Below are 15,966 nucleotides of genomic sequence, written 5' to 3' on the forward strand. Positions count from 1 at the left end.
CCACACCATGCCCACCCGCAGGACCGTGATCGCGACCGCCGGAACCGCCGCACTGGTCGCCGGCCTGCCGGGGGCGGGGTGGGCGGAAGGGGCGGCGCCGATCGCGACGACGAAGCACGGACGGGTGCGCGGGGCGGTCGATCAGGGGATCAAGGTGTTCAAGGGCGTCCGCTACGGCGCCGACACCTCGACGCGGCGCTTCCAGCCGGCGGTGGCGCCCGAGGCCTGGACGGAGGTCAGGGACGCCCTCGAGTACGGCGCGGCCAGCCCGCAGAAGTCGGAAGAGCCCAACCAGTCCGAGGACTGCCTGTTCCTGAACGTCTGGACGCCCGAGCTTCGCGACGGCGGGAAGCGGCCGGTCATGGTCTATGTCCACGGCGGGGCCCACGCCAACGGCTCGGGGTCGAGCCCGCTGTATGACGGGGTGGCCCTGTGCAAGCGCGGCGATGTGGTGGTGGTGACCCTGAACCATCGCTTGAACGTGTTTGGATACAATGGGTTAGGCCAGCTTCTGTCGCCGCATGGCGGGGGCGCCTATGGGGCCTCGGGCAGCGTCGGCAACCTCGACCTGCTGCTGGCCCTGCGCTGGGTGCGGGACAATATCGCCGAGTTCGGCGGCGACCCCGGCAATGTCATGGTCTTCGGCCAGTCGGGCGGCGGGGCCAAGCTGGTGACCCTGATGGCCATGCCCTCGGCGGCGGGCCTCTATCACAAGGTCATCACCATGAGTGGCCAGCATGTGACCGCCATGGGGCCCCAGCACGCGGCGCTGCGAATGCGGGTCTTCCTCGACCGTCTGGGCCTGACGCCGGAGCGTGCCGGGGAACTGGCCGCCGTGCCGACGGCGAAGCTGGTCGAGGCCCTGTCGATGGACGACCCGATCGAGAAGGGCGGCATCACCTTCTGGTCGGTGATGGACCACGACACCCTGCCGCGGCATCCCTTCGTGCCCGACGCCCCGGCCGAGAGCGCCCACATCCCGATGATCATCGGCAATACCCACGACGAGGCGCGGGCCTTCACGGCGGGCGATGCGCGGAATTTCTCGCTGACCTGGGACACGGTGGCGGCCAAGCTGGCGCCCGAGTTCGTGGTCGATCTGAACGCCCAGTATGTGGTCGACTGGTATCGCCGCCAGTTCCCGCAGATGTCGCCGGTCGATGTCTTCTTCGCCGCCGCGACCTGCGGCCGATCGCGGCCAGGGCATCTGATCCAGGCGCAGGAGCGGGCGCGGCTGGGGGATAAAACCTGGATGTACCAGCTGGACTTTGGCTCGCCGGTGGATCCGAAACTGGGCGCCTACCACTCGTTCGACATCGCCCTGGCCTTCGACAACTGTCACCAGCCGACCTCGAAGACGGGGACGGGACCGGAGGCGCGGGCGGTGGCCGCGAAGATGAGCGAGACCTTCATCGCCTTCGCCCGGACCGGAAATCCGAACAGCGCGGCCATCCCGGAGTGGAAGCCCTACGACCTGCAGACGCGGCCGACGATGGTGTTCGACGTCGAAACGCGGTCGGTCGACGACCCCCGGGCGGAGGAGCGCAAACTGTTCCAGGTCGCGCCCTTCCTGAAGCAGGGCACCTGAGGCTTTTGCACGCGAAAAAAGGCGAGTGCAAAAAGTGCAATTCTGAAGGTCGGGTGGGAGGTTCGGCTTTCAAGAGACTGAAATTGAAGCGCTGAGGCTGAGCATCGGCTTTGCACTCGGAGTGCACGGCAGGTGCAAGCGTGGCGCGGATGTCAAAGACCGGAGGCGGGGATTATAGACCGCGTTCGGGGCGTGCTGAGCCGAATGGGGCGGCTGCCGAAAAGAGCGCGGCGGATCAGGGTGTTGGCGTGAGAGGATATGCGCATCTGATCCCTCTCCCGGCGGGAGAGGGAGGGGCCCGCGAACGGAGTGAGTGGGAGGGTGAGGGGTTGGCGCCAGCCGGTGAGCGCCAGCCCCTCACCCTTTCGGTTTGCGCATCGCTTCGCTCTGCGAACCTCAAGCCCTCTCCCGCCGGGAGAGGGTCAGGCTAATTGCAGACATCCAGCGGGATCGACCCCGCCATGGCCGCATAGCCGGCGTCGGACGGGTGCAGCCAATCGCCGCTCTGGTATTCGGCGCGCAGCTTCGTCGGTCGGGTCGGGTCGCGCAGGATGGCGTCGTAGTCGAGGCGGGCGTCGATGTCGGGCGTGGTGCGGATCCACTGGTTGACCGACTGGCGGATCGCCTCGCCGGACGCGGTGAAATAGTTGGCGTCCTCGAAGGGCGGGATGGTCGAGACGACCACCTTCAGCCCCGCCGCATGGGCGCGGGCGATGACCTGTCGGTAGCCGGCGATGATGTCCTCGGCGGTGACGGCTTCGTGGGCGTATTCGGCGCGGGCGGGGCGGCCGATGTCGTTGATGCCCTCCAGCAGGATCAGGCATTTCGCGCCGGATACGGCCAGGGCGTCGGCGTCGAGGCGTTCGAGGGCGGAGGGACCGGAGCCCTGATGCAGCAGGCGGTTGCCGCCGATGCCGGCGTTGACCACGGCCCAGCCGGAGCCCGCCATCCGCTCGGCGAGGCGTTCGGGCCAGCCGCCGGGGCCGGAGGGCAGGGAGCCGGTGCCCTCGGTAATCGAGTCGCCGAAAGCCACGATGACGCGGGTGGGGCCAGAAGCCCGGGTGGGGGTCTCGACCTCGACGGCGGTGGCGAGGGCGCCGAGGCGCTGGCGCGGGGCGTCGGCGGGAACGGAGGCACCCGTCGTGTCGCCGTTGGTCAGGACCTGACGCAGGCGGTGGGTCGGGAGGCGGGCCTCATCCGGGTAGAAGACGCTGATCGTCAGGCGGTCCTGCGCCTGGACCGGCAGGGCGACCGGGTCGGACAGGCGCGGGGCGCCGGCGGGCAGGATCAGGCCGCTCGCGCCGTCGAAGGTGACGGGGACGGGGGCGCCGTCGCCGACGGCGACGCTGACCGCGCCGACGCGAATGGGGGCCGCGCCGTAGATATTGGACATGCGGATGCGGAGGCGGTCGCCGGCGGCCGAGACGGTGGTGGTCTGGCTGACCGTCTGGTTCGCGACGGTCGAGGGGCCGAGGGGGCCGCGGACGTCGTTCGGATTGGGCGGGGAGGGCGGGACCACGGGGCCGGCGTTGGACGACGGGGGAAGGTCCAGGCGGCGATCCACTTAGGCGCGCTAGGGGCCTCCTGTGCGTGGGCGGTTGAGACCATTATCCCGCTGACAGCGATTACAGCCAGCATAGCGCGAACCCGCATTCTCAATCTCCGCTCATCCCCGCGAAAGCGGGGACCCAGTTCTGTTGTGAGGCATGGCGTCCGGGATTGGGGGCGCTGGGCCACTATAAGCAGGAATAGCCCAAAGCACTGGGTCCCCGCTTTCGCGGGGAGGAGCGGAAATTTGTGTCTTACGCCTGGCCTTCGATCACCGATCCCACGGGAAGTTCAGCGTCGGCTGGTTGACGTAGCGGTCCATGGCCAGGACCACCCGAGTGCCGGCGCCGGGAGCCAGCTTCAGGGTGAAGGCGGAGGCGTTCACGGCTTGCGTCTTGCCGTCGAAGGTCGCCGTCTTGATGGTGTGCTCGCCATAGCCGCCGCCCTGAATGATGACCTCGCGCGACTGCGTCGGCGACAGGTTGACGAGGGTGACGGCGGTCTCGTCGGCGGTCATGGAATCGATCAGGGCCGCGACGTCCTCGGGGACCCCCGCGCGGCGGGCCTCGGCGTCGAAGTAGCGCAGGCGGGCATACAGGGGCGAGCCGCCGGCGTTGGCCGTGGTCGGGCCCCAGGGCGGACGGCCGATGTGCAGGGCGCCCATCATGGTCTGCATCAGGGAGCTGACGCTGGCCGGATTGAACTCCAGCCGGGCGTCCGCGAGGCGGGTGTCGGGGGTGGTGGTGTCCTCGCGCTCGGCCTTGGCCATTTCGGCGACGCGGGCGAGATCCTTGCGGAGGGCGGTCTCGGGGAAGTCGGGATTGCGGCCCTCGAGGAAGGCGACCCAGGGATGGTCCGGCGCGCGGGCGCGGTCCGAGGGCTTCATCGAGAACCACCAGATGTCGAGGCTGTTCAGCTGGTGCAGGCCGTCCTTCCAGCCGTACCAGCCGTCGGCATTGTACATGGTCGGGGTCTGGACCTTGCCGTCGACGGTGCGCTTCTCGCGGTTCAGCCGGTCGGCCTGCTTGCGCCAGACATCGAGGTATTTGTCGTCGCCGGTCAGGAGGTAGGCGTTGAAGAAGCCGAGGATGGTGCGGAGCACGCGGCTGCGGTCCTCGCGCTTGCCGGTGACCGGATTGACCGGGGAGAAGCCCCAGCCGTAGGTCCCGCCCCACCATTTGCCGTCGGCCGAGGAGCCAATGACGCCGTCGAGGCCGACGTTGGACGGCAGCAGGTCGTCATTGGCCTTCGCCCGCTCAATCCAGGCGTCGACATAGCCGAGCAGCCAGTCGCGGTATTTCGGCTCCTGCGCCAGCATATAGGCATTGAGGGCGAGGGTGGTGGAGAAGAGGTTCAGCGGGTGGTCGCCGACCACGTCGGTGTATTCGTCGTAGTGGTGCAGCGTCTGTTCGTAGGTGGTCTCGCCATGCTCCATGAAGAAGCGGTGGCCGGCCTCGAATGGGTCGCCGGCCCAGTCGAGGGCGGTGGCCTTGCGCAGCATCGGGCCGCGTGAGCCGTTCATCAGGCTCTTGATGATCTTGTGCTGCGGGTCATAGTTCGGGGCGTCGGCGTCCTCGCCCATATACAGGGCGCTGAAGCGTCGGGCGCGGTCGGCGAAGCGGGGATTGTTCGGGTCCGACAGGCCCTGGACGTTGAACATGGTCAGCTCTTCGGCGTGGTGCTGCCAATCGAGCTGGACGTTGAACTCCTTGAAGAACATGCCCTCGCGGGCGATGGCGACCTCGGTCGTCTTCGCGGCCGTGTACTGCTTCAGATGGCCTTCCCAGGCCTGGGTGTACATGGCCTTGACCCGGTCGGCGCCGCCGAGGGCGTGGAGCAGGGGCCAGTTGTTGACGTTCTCGATGGCGTCGTCGGGGCCGTCGTTGGCGCCCCAGCGCTCGAAGCAGAGGAAGTAGCCGCGCTCGTCGAAATAGCGGGCGTAGAAGGCGGCGCAGGCCTCGGCGTTGTCGGCCAGAAGTTGTCTTTGAAGCAGGGCCCAGCCGGGGGCGGGCATGGGCGTCGAGACCGTCAGCGAGGCGGTCGCGGCCCGGGCTTGAGCTCTGGCCTTGGGGGCGACCGCGACAGCGAGGGCGGCGACGGCCGTGCCGCCGAGGAAGCTCCGACGCGAGGCGCTCATCAGGCTGCCTTCTCGGGGGCGGCCTTCAGGGTGATGCGCTCGATCTTGCCGGTGATCAGGAAGTAGGCGGCGATGACCAGCAGGCAGTGCAGCCCGACGAACCAGAGGCCGAGGTCGAAGGACCCGGTGGCCTGGACGATATAGCCGATGACGATCGGGGTCACGATGCCGGCCGCATTGCCGAAGGTGTTGAAGATGCCGCCGGTGACGCCGACGAACTCGCGCGGCGAGGTGTCGGAGATGACCGCCCAGCCGAGGGAGGCAATGCCCTTGCCGAAGAAGGCGACGGCCATCAGGCCGATGACGAGGCTGGTGGAGTCTACGTAGGCGCAGGCGATGATGGTCATGGACAGGACCATGCCGATGGCCAGCGGCGTCTTGCGGGCGATGGTCAGGGAGCCGGTGCGCTTCAGGAGGTAGTCCGAGACGATCCCGCCCAAGAGGCCGCCGAAGAAGCCCATCAGGGCCGGGGCGGCGGCGGCGAAACCGGCCTGTTTGATGTCCAGCCCGCGCTCCTTGACCAGATAGATCGGGAACCAGGTGACGAAGAAATAGGTCAGGACGTTGATGCCGTACTGGCCGATGAAAACGCCCAGCAGCATGCGGTTCTTGAGCACCTGGGAGACGTTGGTCCAGCTGAAGGCGGCGGATTTGGCGGCCTGTTTGGTCTCCATGCGGACCATGCCGCCGCCGGCCTCGATATAGTCGAGCTCGGCCTGGTTGACGCCCTTGTGGTCGACGGGGGCCTTGATCATCCACCAGAAGACGCCGGCGGCGAGGACGCCGAGACCGCCCATGACGAAGAAGACCGAGTGCCAGTCATAGGTGTGGACCAACCAGCCCATCAGAGGGGCGAAGGCGACGAGGGAGAAGTACTGGGCCGAGTTGAAGACCGCCGAGGCGAAGCCGCGCTCCGAGCTGGGAAACCAGGCGGCGACGAGGCGGGCGTTGCCGGGGAAGGAGGGGCTTTCGGCCAGACCGACAGCGAAGCGCAGGGCGAACAGGGTGGCGAACACCGCCCCGCCGATGACGAAGCCGGACAGGCCCTGGAAGAAGGTGAAGGCCGACCAGGTTGCGATGGCCAGGGCGTAGATCAGCTTGGTGCCGAACTTGTCGAGCAGGGCGCCGCCGGGGATCTGGCCCAGGCAATAGGCCCAGGCGAAGGCCGAGAGGATGTAACCCATCTGGACCGGGCTGAGGCCGAGGTCCTCGGACGCCGCGTCGCCGGCGATCGAGAAGGTGGAGCGGTCGGCGTAGTTGATCGTGGTGATCAGAAAGATCAGCAGCAGGATCAGGAAGCGGACCTGGGTTCGCTTGCCTCCGGAGGGAGGGGCGGGAGCGGGGCCAGTGGTCTGAACGGCGTCGGTCATGGTCGTTACGCTCCTCGACGTATCGGGGGAGACGATGAACCGTGATGCCGGAAAAGCCCGACGCCTTGAGGTGTTTCGCTTCCCAACCGGCGCCTCTTGCGGGCGTCTGGCTTGACCGGACGATAGGAGGGGAGGGGGCGGGGGTCCAAGCCAAACCGACTATGGACTGATACAGAACCGGTATCGATCGGGGCGATCGGTCGCAGGGCGGCTATTGATCCGCGAAACCGGCTGAAACACTACCGACGAATGATCGATGACAGGATGTCGCGCCAGGGCGGGGGATCGGTTCAAGTCCGGCATCGGTCCATGCCCGATTGGGATTGGCCTCGGAGAACAGGGCGATCCTATGGTCCCCTCGAAGCCAACCGGTGTTCGAACCGGAGCGGACAACCGGCGCCACAGCGCCAGCCAAGAAGATCCGGGACACCCGGACATATGGGGAAGGAAGACGACGATGCGCTCCTCGCATGGATTCCAATTCGCACTTCGCAGCGGCGTCTCGGCGCTGGTCCTGACGCTGGCGGTCGCCGGCGTTGCGGCGGCGCAGACGGCGCCCGCTGATCCGCAGACCGACGACGGCGCGACCACCGTCGACGAGATCGTGGTCACCGGCTTCCGCGCCAGCCTTCAGAACGCCGTCAGCGCCAAGCGCCGCGAGAGCGGCGTCGTCGACGTCATCAAGGCCGAGGACATCGCCGACTTCCCCGACCTGAACCTGGCGGAATCGCTGCAGCGCGTGCCGGGCGTCACCATCAGCCGCGCCAACGGCGAAGGCCGTCAGATCTCGGTGCGCGGCCTGGGTTCGGAATACACCCGCGTCCGCGTCAACGGCATGGAGGCCATCGCCACCACCGGCGGCACGGTCAACTCGGGCGGCACCAACCGCTCGCGCGGCTTCGATTTCAACATGTTCGCCTCCGAGCTGTTCAACAGCCTGACGGTGCGCAAATCCGCCTCGGCCGACGTCGAGGAAGGATCGCTGGGCGCGACCGTCGACCTGCAGACCGCCCGCCCGTTCGACTATACCAAGCCGACCCTCGTGATGGGCGTCCAGGGCAGCTACAACGACCTGGCGCGCGACGTGAAGCCGCGCTTCACCCTGCTGGCCTCCAACACCTGGGCGGATGGCAAGTTCGGGGCCCTGTTCTCGGCCGCCTATGAAGAGCGCCACATCCTGGAAGAGGGCGCCAACATCACCCGCTGGAGCGCCGGCGGCGCCAACGGCGGCTTCAACACGGCCTCGACGATCAACGGCTATACGATCGCCCAGATCAACAACGCCAGCGCGACCACCGGCCTGTTCCACCCGCGCCTGCCGTCCTACGTCTCGTATGACCACAACACCGAGCGCCTGGGCGTGACCGGCTCGCTGCAATGGCGCCCGGACGACCAGTCGACGGTCACCCTGGACATCCTCTATTCGGACGTTAAGTCGACCCGCGACGAGGCCCAGCTGCAGGCCATCGGCCTGAGCCGCTCGGGCACGGGCAAGCCGCAGACCATCATCCGGTCGGGCGTCGTGGATGGCCGCAACATCGTCCAGGCCAATCTGGACGCCGTCGACGTGCGTACCCAGTCGGCCCACGACGAGCTGGAGACCAAGTTCCAGCAATACACCCTGACGGCCAATCGCAACTGGACCGACCGGTTCCGCACAGGCTTCATCGGCGGCTATTCGAAGTCTTTCTTCGACAACCCGGTCTCAACCATCGTCACCTTCGACCGAGCCAACACCAACGGCTTTTCCTACGACTTCCGCACCCGGATGCCGGAGATCAATTTCGGCTTCGACCTGACCAACCCGGCCAACTGGTCGATGATCAACGGCACCTCCGAGGTCCGCATCCGCCCGAACTCGGTCGAGAACACCTTCACGACCGCCAAGGCCTTCTATGAGTGGGACCTCAACGACAACCTCACCCTCAAGGGCGGTGTCGACTATCGCAAGTTCGGCTTCCATTCCGAGGGCCTGTACCGCACGACCGAGACCGTCGTTCAGACCCTGACGCCGGCTGAACTGGCCGCTGTGTCGCGCGTCTATTCGGGCTTCGGCCGCAATGCCGACCTGCCGGCGGGCGCCCCGACCAGCTGGCTGGCGCCGGACCTGGCCAAGTTCATCGCCACCTACAACATCTATTCCAACACCGGCATCTACGCCCTGACCGGGGTCAACAACTCCTCGGCGCGCGGCCAGTACATCAATGTCGAGGAAGCCGACACGGGCGCCTATGTCCAGGTCGACTACCATTTCGACGCCTTCGGCCTGCCGTGGCGGGGCGACGCGGGCGTGCGCTACGTCTCCACCGACCAGTGGTCGCAGGGCTATGAGACGACCTCGGCCGGCTCCAACCTGGTGGAGGCCGAGCGCAAATACGGCATCTGGCTGCCGTCGATGAACCTGGCGGTCGATCTGACCGACACCGTAGTGGCCCGCTTCTCGGCCGCCCGCACCGTGGCGCGGCCCTCGATCTCGAGCCTGACGCCCGGCGGCGACGTCGGAATCCAGGGTTCGAACTACAGCTATTCGACCGGCAACCCGAACATCAAGCCGACCGAGTCGGACAACATCGACCTGTCGCTGGAATATTATCCCGACCGGGACAGCCTGTTCGCCGTGGGTCTATTCTACAAGAAGATCAACACCTTCGTTCAGACCCTTGCCCAGGACATTCCGTTCAACCAGCTGGGTCTGCCGAACTCGATCCTGACCGGCACCACCGCCACGCCGACGACGATCTTCCGCACCACCCAGCCGATCAACACCGAGGGCGGCGACCTGAAGGGCATCGAGCTGAACGCCCAGAAGCGTCTCGACTTCCTGCCCGGCTGGATGGAGAATTTCGGGGTCCAGGCCAACTACACCTTCGTCGACTCCAAGATCACCTACATCACGTCCCTGAGCCCGCTGACGGTGATCGACAACACCCTGATCGGTCTGTCCAAGCACGCCGCCAACTTCACCCTGTATTATGAGACCGAAAAATTCTCGATCCGGGGGTCGGCGGCCTATCGCGCGGGTTATCTGACGGGGGTTCCGGCCGCCGACGGCAACTCGGTCGCGGGCACCAACGAGACCCTGAATTTCGACGCCCAGGCCTCCTATGCCATCACGCCGCAGCTCAAGTTCAGCGTCGAGGGCATCAACCTGACCGACGAGTTCAACGATCAGTATGTCGACGCCGACAACCGTCTGAACGTCTACACCCACACGGGTCGGCAGTTCTTCGTGGGGCTGCGCTACACCTTCTAAAGATCTGACGCGGGTTCTCCTCCCGACCGTTAGTCCCTGCGCCGGATCCAATCCCCCCTGGATCCGGCGTTTTTTTGCGCCGACAGCGCTTGATCAGTCGGCGAGGCTGAGCGCGTCGGCGACGCCAGTCAGGAAGTCGTGGTGATGGGCGTTGGCCTCGGCCGTATCGATCGACCCCATGAGGCCCCGCGCGCGGGGGCGGCTCGCCTCGTCGCGAAGCCGGGTCACCAGGGCCTCGAGGTGGCCGTCTCCCTTGCGGGCGTCCATGACCCCGGCGTGGACCCGGGCCTCCTTCATCCGGCGCGTGAGGATGGCCGGATCCAGCGGCGCGGCGCCGGCGCGGACGGCGAGCCGGGCGAAATCGCCCGCGTAAAGCCGCACATAGCTCTCTTCAATCATGGGGTCCGGTCCTGTTGGCAGGGAAAGCCGGTGGAAGGCGCCGCCGGTCGCCCGACCCGCCTAAAGGGGCTGGAGATTGTTGTAGGTGCGGTTCTGGACGCAGACGCCCTGGAGCGTGAGGCCGCGATCGGGCTGGCCGGCGCGGGGCCAGGTCATTGTCAGGCGCAGGGTCTTGCTCTCGGTATCGAGAACCATGTCGCCCTGCGTCTTCTCCGGGCCCATCGCATTTGTCGCAAAATGCACAGTCCCGTCGGGCGCGACCTTCGAGGCGAACTGGCCGGGAAGGATCAGCCAGACGCTGTCGACAACCGGTACGCTGCCGATGAAGGCCATCGACAGGGTTTCGGTGTTCCAGATCATGCCGAAATGGAACGGCTGGACCCGGGCGCCGCCGGGGTGCGGGGTCTGGAGATAGGTCCCGGCGCAATCATATCGGTCCATGTTGGCCGGGAGATTTTCGGCCGCGGCCCGGGTTGCGGACACAAGGCAGAGCAGGCCGGTCGCGGCGGCCAGAGCGTGACGGATCATTGGGGTCCTGTCGCGGCTGGAAAGCGCCAAACCGCACACCGTCGAGGGTGGGATGAATTACCGCCGGCGATCAAGAACCCCCCGGCGCTGCATTGGTTCCATAGCGCGCGAAGGAAATTCGATGTCGGCGTGCGAGCAGCCAGGGATCAGGGAATCCTGAGAACTTCCGGCGGCCGCCAGCTCCCGTCCAGGACGGCGGCGCCGGCCCAGTAGGCGCGGATATAGAGGGAAAAGCCGTCGTCCGGCGCGGGTAGCCAGTTGCTCTCGTGCTCCGGGCCCGGCGAGTCCGCGCCGACATAGAGGGTCAGGGAACCGTCGGCGTTGCGTTTCAGGCTCGTGTTCCGGGTCCCCAGCGAATAGCGGGCGAGCGGGTTCGGGTGGAAGAGGTGGTGTCTGTTGTAGAGGGTCAGGGACCAGAACCCCTTGACCGGCGGCTCCTGTCCGGCGGCGAAGGTCACCACATAGTTCCGGGCGCCGGTCAGTGGACGGCCGTCGCCGTCGAGGTCGGTGTAGAAATACTGGGTCTCCTCCGGCCGGTTGTCGAACATGTTCGACCGCGCCGTGCCCGTGCGGTTGAAATAGTCGATCCCCCATCGGGCGTTGTTGGTCGAACGGTTCCAGCCGTTGCCGGCGGGATGACCGTTGTGCCGCCATTCGAGGAAGCGCTTGAGGGTGGTGGCCTCGGCCTCGTGCGCCTGTTCGACCATGGCCGCCTTCAGCTGCGGATCGCGCTCGGCGACGGCCAGGATCAGGCGGAACTGGGCATAGAGCGCCTCCTCGCCGAGCAGGGGCGGGATGCGGTCCAGCAGGTCGGGCAGCCGGTCGAAGAAGGTTTCGGGATCGACCCGTTTCGTCTCGCCTTCGCCCTCCGGGGCGGGGCCGGGAAGGGTCGGCGCCCGGCTCCAGTCGACGATCTTCAGGGTCCCGTCGAACTCGCTCAGCGGATAGGCGGAGATCAGATTGAGGATCGGCTGGATCGCGGCGCGGTCCTCGTCGGTGTCGTTCATGAAGGCGCGGGGGACGGCGCTGGCCATTTCAGTGGGGGAGCGAAAGACGCCGGTGATCCCGGCCGGGATCTGGCCCTCCCAGTTCGGGCCGATCAGGGCGTAGAAGCCCGGCCGGGAGCCATAGGCCCTGCCCAGCCGCCCGAACTGTTCTGTGCGGCCGTCATAGAGGCCATAGACCCAGTAGCGATCGCCGAAGTCCGGCACCTGGAGCACCACCGGGGTCTCGCCGAGCGAGAACAGGCCGGCGCCGTGGACGAGGTCGGGGTCGGGACAGGCGCCGGCGGTCTGGTGTGGGGTGACCGGGGCGTCGCGCATGGCGAGGCGACCGGCTCCGGGCGTCCGGGCCAGGGCCGCGCGGCGGTTGTCCATATCGGCCAGGGGCCAGCCCCAGACATAGGCGAAGGAGGCCAGGTTCCGGGCGTACTCCGGATGCATGACGACGTTTTGCGCGGGCCGGGCTGCGGCGGCGGCGGACGGGACGTTCGGGGCGGTCGGGGCCAGGGCCATGTGAGTCTCCTCAAGCGCGGACGATGCCTTGGCCGTGGAGCCGGCCCCATCGGGCGAACTCCGGAGGCGGGTGTCAGGGGGGCGAAGAGGGGAGGCGGTGCGTTTCCACTGGCGGTCCAAGGTTCGGCGCCGCTAGGTTGGCCGCATGGAAGAAGCCAAACCCCGCCCCAAGGTTCGCGCCCGCGCAGACGCGATCAAGCCGTTCCGTTGCAAGAACCTGATCGCGGTGATCGAGGACCCGTCCGACGTGAAGAACATCGGCACGGTGATCCGCAACGCCAACGCCTTCGGGGTCGAGAAGGTCTTCGTCGTGGACCCGAAGCGCGCCCTGCCGGACGACTGGCAGGACCTGCGCGGGGACCGGCAGGTGTCCAAGCTCTCGGTCTCGGCGGTGAAGTGGACCTTCGTGAAGCGGTTCGACAGCACCGATGACTGTTTCGACTATCTGGAGCAGAACAATTTCGTCTCCATCGTCACGTCGCCCCACGTGAAGGGCAAGGCGAGCGTGAACCTCGATGAGGGCGACTACACGGTACAGACCAAGCTGGCCGTCTGGTTCGGCAGCGAGGCCGTGGGCATCAGCCCGCGCGCCGTCGAGCGCAGCGCCATGTGCGTCAGCATCCCCATGTTCGGGATGATCGAGAGCCTGAACCTGGGCACCAGCTCGGGGATCGTCCTGTATGAGGTCGGCAAGCAGAGGCGGGCCTATCAGAGCCGCTATCGCCTGCGGAACAAGCGCGGCGAGCGTGAGACGCCCCTGCCGACGGTGATGCTCCAGGCGCCGGCCGAGCCCGAGGCGGTGGAGTAGCGTCTCATCTCTGGAACAGCGGCGCGCGCGTCTTGGGCGCATAGCCGCATCATGACGCCACACCCGATTCCCGCCGACGCGACCACGATCTCCGCCGACGACCACGCCGACCTGTTCCTCGACACCGTTCGCGCCGCCATGGAGCGGCGGCGTTGGGAGCTGGGCGCGGAGGCGCTGGGAGACCTGAGCGACGAGGAGCTGGCCGCCGTGATCGAGGGGGCGATGAGCGAGGCCGGGGCGGCGCTGGGTTAGGCCGAGCCGTCAGGGCCTACGGCACGAACTGGATGGTTTTGGCGAACTGGATGTCGCGCGGGCCAGGGGCGACGTGCTCGCCACGCATCAGGGCGACGGCGGCGTCGCCGAATCCGAGGCCGGGATGGGTCTCGCCCAGGACGTGGCAGTTCTCGACATCGCCATTGGCGCGGGCGGTGCATTCCAGGGTGACGGCGACGGCGGTCAGGACGGGGACGGCGGGCGTCGCCCGCGCTTCCCGCATCTGAACCGCCGGCTGCACGGGCTCGAGCGCGACTTCGACCCTGGGGGCGGTGTCGGACAGCAGGGCGGCGGCGAAGATGAGGGCGAGCATTGGAGGGTGATCCCGGTTCTGCGAGATCAATGGGCGGGCGACGTTTCCGTTCCGTTCGAGATCTTAACGGGCGGCGGAGGCCTTCAGACTGTCGCTGAAAAGCTGCAGGGTCTCGGCTCCCGCGAGGCGGGCGCGGCTGTCGGGCTCGATCATCAGGCCGATGCGGCGGGTGAGGCCCCAGCCGGTCAGGGTGGCGACGGCGACGCCCTCGCCCTGGAACCCGCGCGGCAGGACGGTGACGCCGAGCCCCGCGCGGACATAGGCCAGGGCCCGGTCGTCGTGGGTGGTGCGGGCGGCCATGAAGGGGCGCACGCCGCGGGCGGTGAAATAGCGGCTGGTCTCGGCCAGGGCCTCGCAGTGGCGGCGCACGATCATGGTCTCGGCCGCGACCTCCTCGGGAGCGACCTCGGGGCGGTGGGCGAGGGGGTGGGAGAGAGGCATGGCCAAGCCGTAGTCCTCGACGAACAGCGGATCGCGCGCGGCGCCGTCCACGACCCCGATGGCTGCATCGACCCGACCCCGGCCGAGTAGGGCGGGCAGGTCGGATTGACGGCCCTCGACGATTTCGAGCCGTTCCGAGAGCGCGCTGTCCCGCAGGGCGGCCAGCGCCCGTTCGACCCAGGACGAGGGCAGGGTGGAGAGCAGGCCGAGGCGGATCAGCTTCTTCGGCGCCTCGGCGGGGGCGGCGGTCTCGGCCTCGAGGAAGGCGGCCTCGATGCGCCGGGCCTGGGCCGAGAGGCGGACGCCGGCGGCGGTCAGCTCGACCCGGCGGCTGTTGCGGATGAACAGAGTCTCGCCCAGCATCCGCTCCAGCTTCGCGATCCCGATGGACAATGTTGGTTGGGACACGCGGCAGTTGGCGGCGGCGCGGGAGAAGTTCCCACGGTCCACGACGGCAAGAAAATATCGCAGCAAGGTCCGGTCGAGCATAGCGACAGACTATACTGAAGCCTCGCCCAATTGAAATTTCCCGCGCGCGGCGGACGCGCTAGGGTGACGGCCAGACTCCCGTCAGAGGACCGAGGAAACTTCGCATGAGCATTCCCTTCGCCCCCCAGTCGATGGAGTTCGGCCTCGGCGAGAACGCCGACGCGATCCGCGAGACGACCGCCCGGTGGGCCGCCGACAAACTGGCGCCGCGCGCGGCCGAGATCGACGAGACCAACAAGTTCGCCCGCGACCTGTGGCCCGAGATGGGAGAGTTGGGCCTGCACGGCATCACGGTCGAGGAGGAATACGGCGGCCTCGGCATGGGCTACCTCGAGCATGTGGTGGCGATGGAAGAGGTGTCACGCGCCTCGGCCTCGATCGGCCTGAGCTACGGGGCCCACTCCAACCTCTGCGTCAACCAGATCCGCCGCTGGGGCAATGCGGAGCAGAAGGCGAAATATCTGCCCAGGCTGATCTCGGGCGAGCATCTGGGCTCGCTGGCCATGTCGGAGGCCGGCTCGGGCTCTGACGTCATGTCGATGCGGACCAGGGCCGAGGGCAAGGGCGACCGCTACATCCTGAACGGCACGAAATTCTGGATCACCAACTCCCCGACCGCCGATACCCTGGTGGTTTATGCCCGCACCGGCGAGGGCAACGGCGGGGTGACCGCCTTCCTGATCGAGAAGGGGATGAAGGGGTTCAGCGTCTCCAAGAAGCTGGACAAGATGGGGATGCGCGGCTCGGACACGGCGGAGCTGGTGTTCGAGGACTGCGAGGTCCCGGCCGAGAACGTCATGGGCGGCGAGGGGCGCGGGGCGGCGGTGCTGATGTCGGGCCTAGACTATGAGCGCACCGTCCTGTCGGGCGGGCCGCTGGGCATCATGCAGGCGGCGCTGGACGTGGTCCTGCCCTATGTCCGCGACCGCAAGCAGTTCGGCAAACCCATCGGCAGTTTCCAGCTGATGCAGGCCAAGGTCGCCGACATGTACGTCGCCCTGAACTCGGCCCGGGCCTATGTCTATGCGGTGGCGCGGGCCTGCGACGCGGGCAAGACGACGCGCTATGACGCGGCGGGGGCGATCCTGCTGGCGTCGGAGAATGCGGTGAAGGTGTCGCTGGAGGCCGTTCAGGCCCTGGGCGGCGCGGGCTATACGAAGGAATGGCCGGTCGAGCGGCTGGTCCGCGACGCCAAGCTCTATGATATCGGCGCCGGCACCAACGAGATCCGCCGCTTCCTGATCGGCCGCGAGCTGCTGGGGAGCTGATTGCTCTTCCGCACCGTCAAACCGATGCTATATTCCT

13 protein-coding genes are annotated in these 15,966 nt (G+C 67.5%); 5 read left to right on the plus strand and 8 right to left on the minus strand.

The features are described from left to right. Window positions 1–7: 7 nt before the first annotated feature. Window positions 8–1,588: a carboxylesterase/lipase family protein gene (locus IFJ75_RS05275; protein WP_207931584.1), complete on the plus strand. Its 1,581-nt coding sequence runs from the start codon at window positions 8–10 to the stop codon at window positions 1,586–1,588. Between the two features lie 427 nt (window positions 1,589–2,015). On the opposite strand, the gene IFJ75_RS05280 is transcribed toward IFJ75_RS05275, so the two are convergent. The 3 genes from IFJ75_RS05280 to IFJ75_RS05290 all read right to left on the minus strand — a co-directional run bounded on the left by IFJ75_RS05280 (window position 2,016) and on the right by IFJ75_RS05290 (window position 6,643). Further along, window positions 2,016–3,152, minus strand: a complete 1,137-nt coding sequence (locus tag IFJ75_RS05280) for an SGNH/GDSL hydrolase family protein (RefSeq protein ID WP_207931585.1) — start codon at window positions 3,150–3,152, stop codon at window positions 2,016–2,018. 255 nt (window positions 3,153–3,407) lie between these two features. Further along, on the minus strand, window positions 3,408–5,273 hold the full coding sequence (locus IFJ75_RS05285) for a hypothetical protein (RefSeq protein WP_207931586.1): 1,866 nt from the start codon (window positions 5,271–5,273) through the stop codon (window positions 3,408–3,410). Next, the gene (locus IFJ75_RS05290; RefSeq protein ID WP_207931587.1) at window positions 5,273–6,643 is read right to left on the minus strand and encodes an MFS transporter; all 1,371 of its coding nucleotides are present in this window, start codon (window positions 6,641–6,643) and stop codon (window positions 5,273–5,275) included. The genes IFJ75_RS05285 and IFJ75_RS05290 overlap by 1 nt, the downstream gene beginning before the upstream one ends. A gap of 457 nt (window positions 6,644–7,100) precedes the next feature. Between IFJ75_RS05290 and IFJ75_RS05295 the strand changes: the two genes are divergently transcribed. Then, window positions 7,101–9,896: a TonB-dependent receptor gene (locus IFJ75_RS05295; RefSeq protein WP_207931588.1), complete on the plus strand. Its 2,796-nt coding sequence runs from the start codon at window positions 7,101–7,103 to the stop codon at window positions 9,894–9,896. A 93-nt stretch (window positions 9,897–9,989) separates the two neighbouring features. Here IFJ75_RS05295 and IFJ75_RS05300 read toward each other — a convergent pair whose 3' ends face one another. The 3 genes from IFJ75_RS05300 to IFJ75_RS05310 all read right to left on the minus strand — a co-directional run bounded on the left by IFJ75_RS05300 (window position 9,990) and on the right by IFJ75_RS05310 (window position 12,337). After that, entirely contained in the window at window positions 9,990–10,295 is a 306-nt protein-coding gene (locus tag IFJ75_RS05300) for a hypothetical protein (protein ID WP_207931589.1), read from the minus strand. Between the two features lie 60 nt (window positions 10,296–10,355). Next, window positions 10,356–10,823 carry a hypothetical protein gene (locus IFJ75_RS05305; RefSeq protein ID WP_207931590.1) on the minus strand — a complete coding sequence of 156 codons (468 nt, stop codon included), beginning with the start codon at window positions 10,821–10,823 and terminating at the stop codon, window positions 10,356–10,358. Between the two features lie 146 nt (window positions 10,824–10,969). Beyond that, a complete protein-coding gene (locus tag IFJ75_RS05310; RefSeq protein ID WP_207931591.1) occupies window positions 10,970–12,337 on the minus strand; it encodes a DUF1254 domain-containing protein in 1,368 nt (455 codons plus the stop codon). Window positions 12,338–12,482: 145 nt separating this feature from the next. Here IFJ75_RS05310 and IFJ75_RS05315 point away from each other — a divergent pair, with 145 nt between their 5' ends. Beyond that, window positions 12,483–13,145 (plus strand): TrmH family RNA methyltransferase, encoded by a 663-nt coding sequence (locus tag IFJ75_RS05315; RefSeq protein WP_207931592.1) that lies wholly within the window; start codon window positions 12,483–12,485, stop codon window positions 13,143–13,145. Between the two features lie 51 nt (window positions 13,146–13,196). Further along, window positions 13,197–13,397 carry a hypothetical protein gene (locus IFJ75_RS05320; protein WP_207931593.1) on the plus strand — a complete coding sequence of 67 codons (201 nt, stop codon included), beginning with the start codon at window positions 13,197–13,199 and terminating at the stop codon, window positions 13,395–13,397. A 16-nt stretch (window positions 13,398–13,413) separates the two neighbouring features. Here IFJ75_RS05320 and IFJ75_RS05325 read toward each other — a convergent pair whose 3' ends face one another. Together IFJ75_RS05325 and IFJ75_RS05330 are read right to left on the minus strand one after the other, a co-directional pair. Continuing rightward, complete coding sequence (locus IFJ75_RS05325) at window positions 13,414–13,731, minus strand: energy transducer TonB (protein WP_207931594.1); 318 nt, start codon at window positions 13,729–13,731, stop codon at window positions 13,414–13,416. Window positions 13,732–13,794: 63 nt separating this feature from the next. Beyond that, window positions 13,795–14,661: a LysR family transcriptional regulator gene (locus IFJ75_RS05330; RefSeq protein ID WP_225897007.1), complete on the minus strand. Its 867-nt coding sequence runs from the start codon at window positions 14,659–14,661 to the stop codon at window positions 13,795–13,797. A 104-nt stretch (window positions 14,662–14,765) separates the two neighbouring features. Between IFJ75_RS05330 and IFJ75_RS05335 the strand changes: the two genes are divergently transcribed. Beyond that, on the plus strand, window positions 14,766–15,929 hold the full coding sequence (locus IFJ75_RS05335; protein WP_207931596.1) for an isovaleryl-CoA dehydrogenase: 1,164 nt from the start codon (window positions 14,766–14,768) through the stop codon (window positions 15,927–15,929). Window positions 15,930–15,966 lie beyond the last annotated feature (37 nt).

Source organism: Brevundimonas goettingensis, from assembly GCF_017487405.1.
In the GTDB taxonomy this organism is placed as follows: domain Bacteria; phylum Pseudomonadota; class Alphaproteobacteria; order Caulobacterales; family Caulobacteraceae; genus Brevundimonas; species Brevundimonas goettingensis.

Bases quoted from the DNA above. Each gene is read 5' to 3' on its own strand.
- IFJ75_RS05285 (WP_207931586.1), bottom strand. From the start codon at position 5,273: ATGAGCGCCTCGCGTCGGAGCTTCCTCGGCGGCACGGCCGTCGCCGCC.
- IFJ75_RS05325 (WP_207931594.1), bottom strand. From the start codon at position 13,731: ATGCTCGCCCTCATCTTCGCCGCCGCCCTGCTGTCCGACACCGCCCCC.
- IFJ75_RS05315 (WP_207931592.1), top strand. From the start codon at position 12,483: ATGGAAGAAGCCAAACCCCGCCCCAAGGTTCGCGCCCGCGCAGACGCG.
- IFJ75_RS05290 (WP_207931587.1), bottom strand. From the start codon at position 6,643: ATGACCGACGCCGTTCAGACCACTGGCCCCGCTCCCGCCCCTCCCTCC.
- IFJ75_RS05300 (WP_207931589.1), bottom strand. From the start codon at position 10,295: ATGATTGAAGAGAGCTATGTGCGGCTTTACGCGGGCGATTTCGCCCGG.
- IFJ75_RS05335 (WP_207931596.1), top strand. From the start codon at position 14,766: ATGAGCATTCCCTTCGCCCCCCAGTCGATGGAGTTCGGCCTCGGCGAG.
- IFJ75_RS05275 (WP_207931584.1), top strand. From the start codon at position 8: ATGCCCACCCGCAGGACCGTGATCGCGACCGCCGGAACCGCCGCACTG.
- IFJ75_RS05330 (WP_225897007.1), bottom strand. From the start codon at position 14,661: ATGCTCGACCGGACCTTGCTGCGATATTTTCTTGCCGTCGTGGACCGT.
- IFJ75_RS05305 (WP_207931590.1), bottom strand. From the start codon at position 10,823: ATGATCCGTCACGCTCTGGCCGCCGCGACCGGCCTGCTCTGCCTTGTG.
- IFJ75_RS05310 (WP_207931591.1), bottom strand. From the start codon at position 12,337: ATGGCCCTGGCCCCGACCGCCCCGAACGTCCCGTCCGCCGCCGCCGCA.
- IFJ75_RS05295 (WP_207931588.1), top strand. From the start codon at position 7,101: ATGCGCTCCTCGCATGGATTCCAATTCGCACTTCGCAGCGGCGTCTCG.
- IFJ75_RS05320 (WP_207931593.1), top strand. From the start codon at position 13,197: ATGACGCCACACCCGATTCCCGCCGACGCGACCACGATCTCCGCCGAC.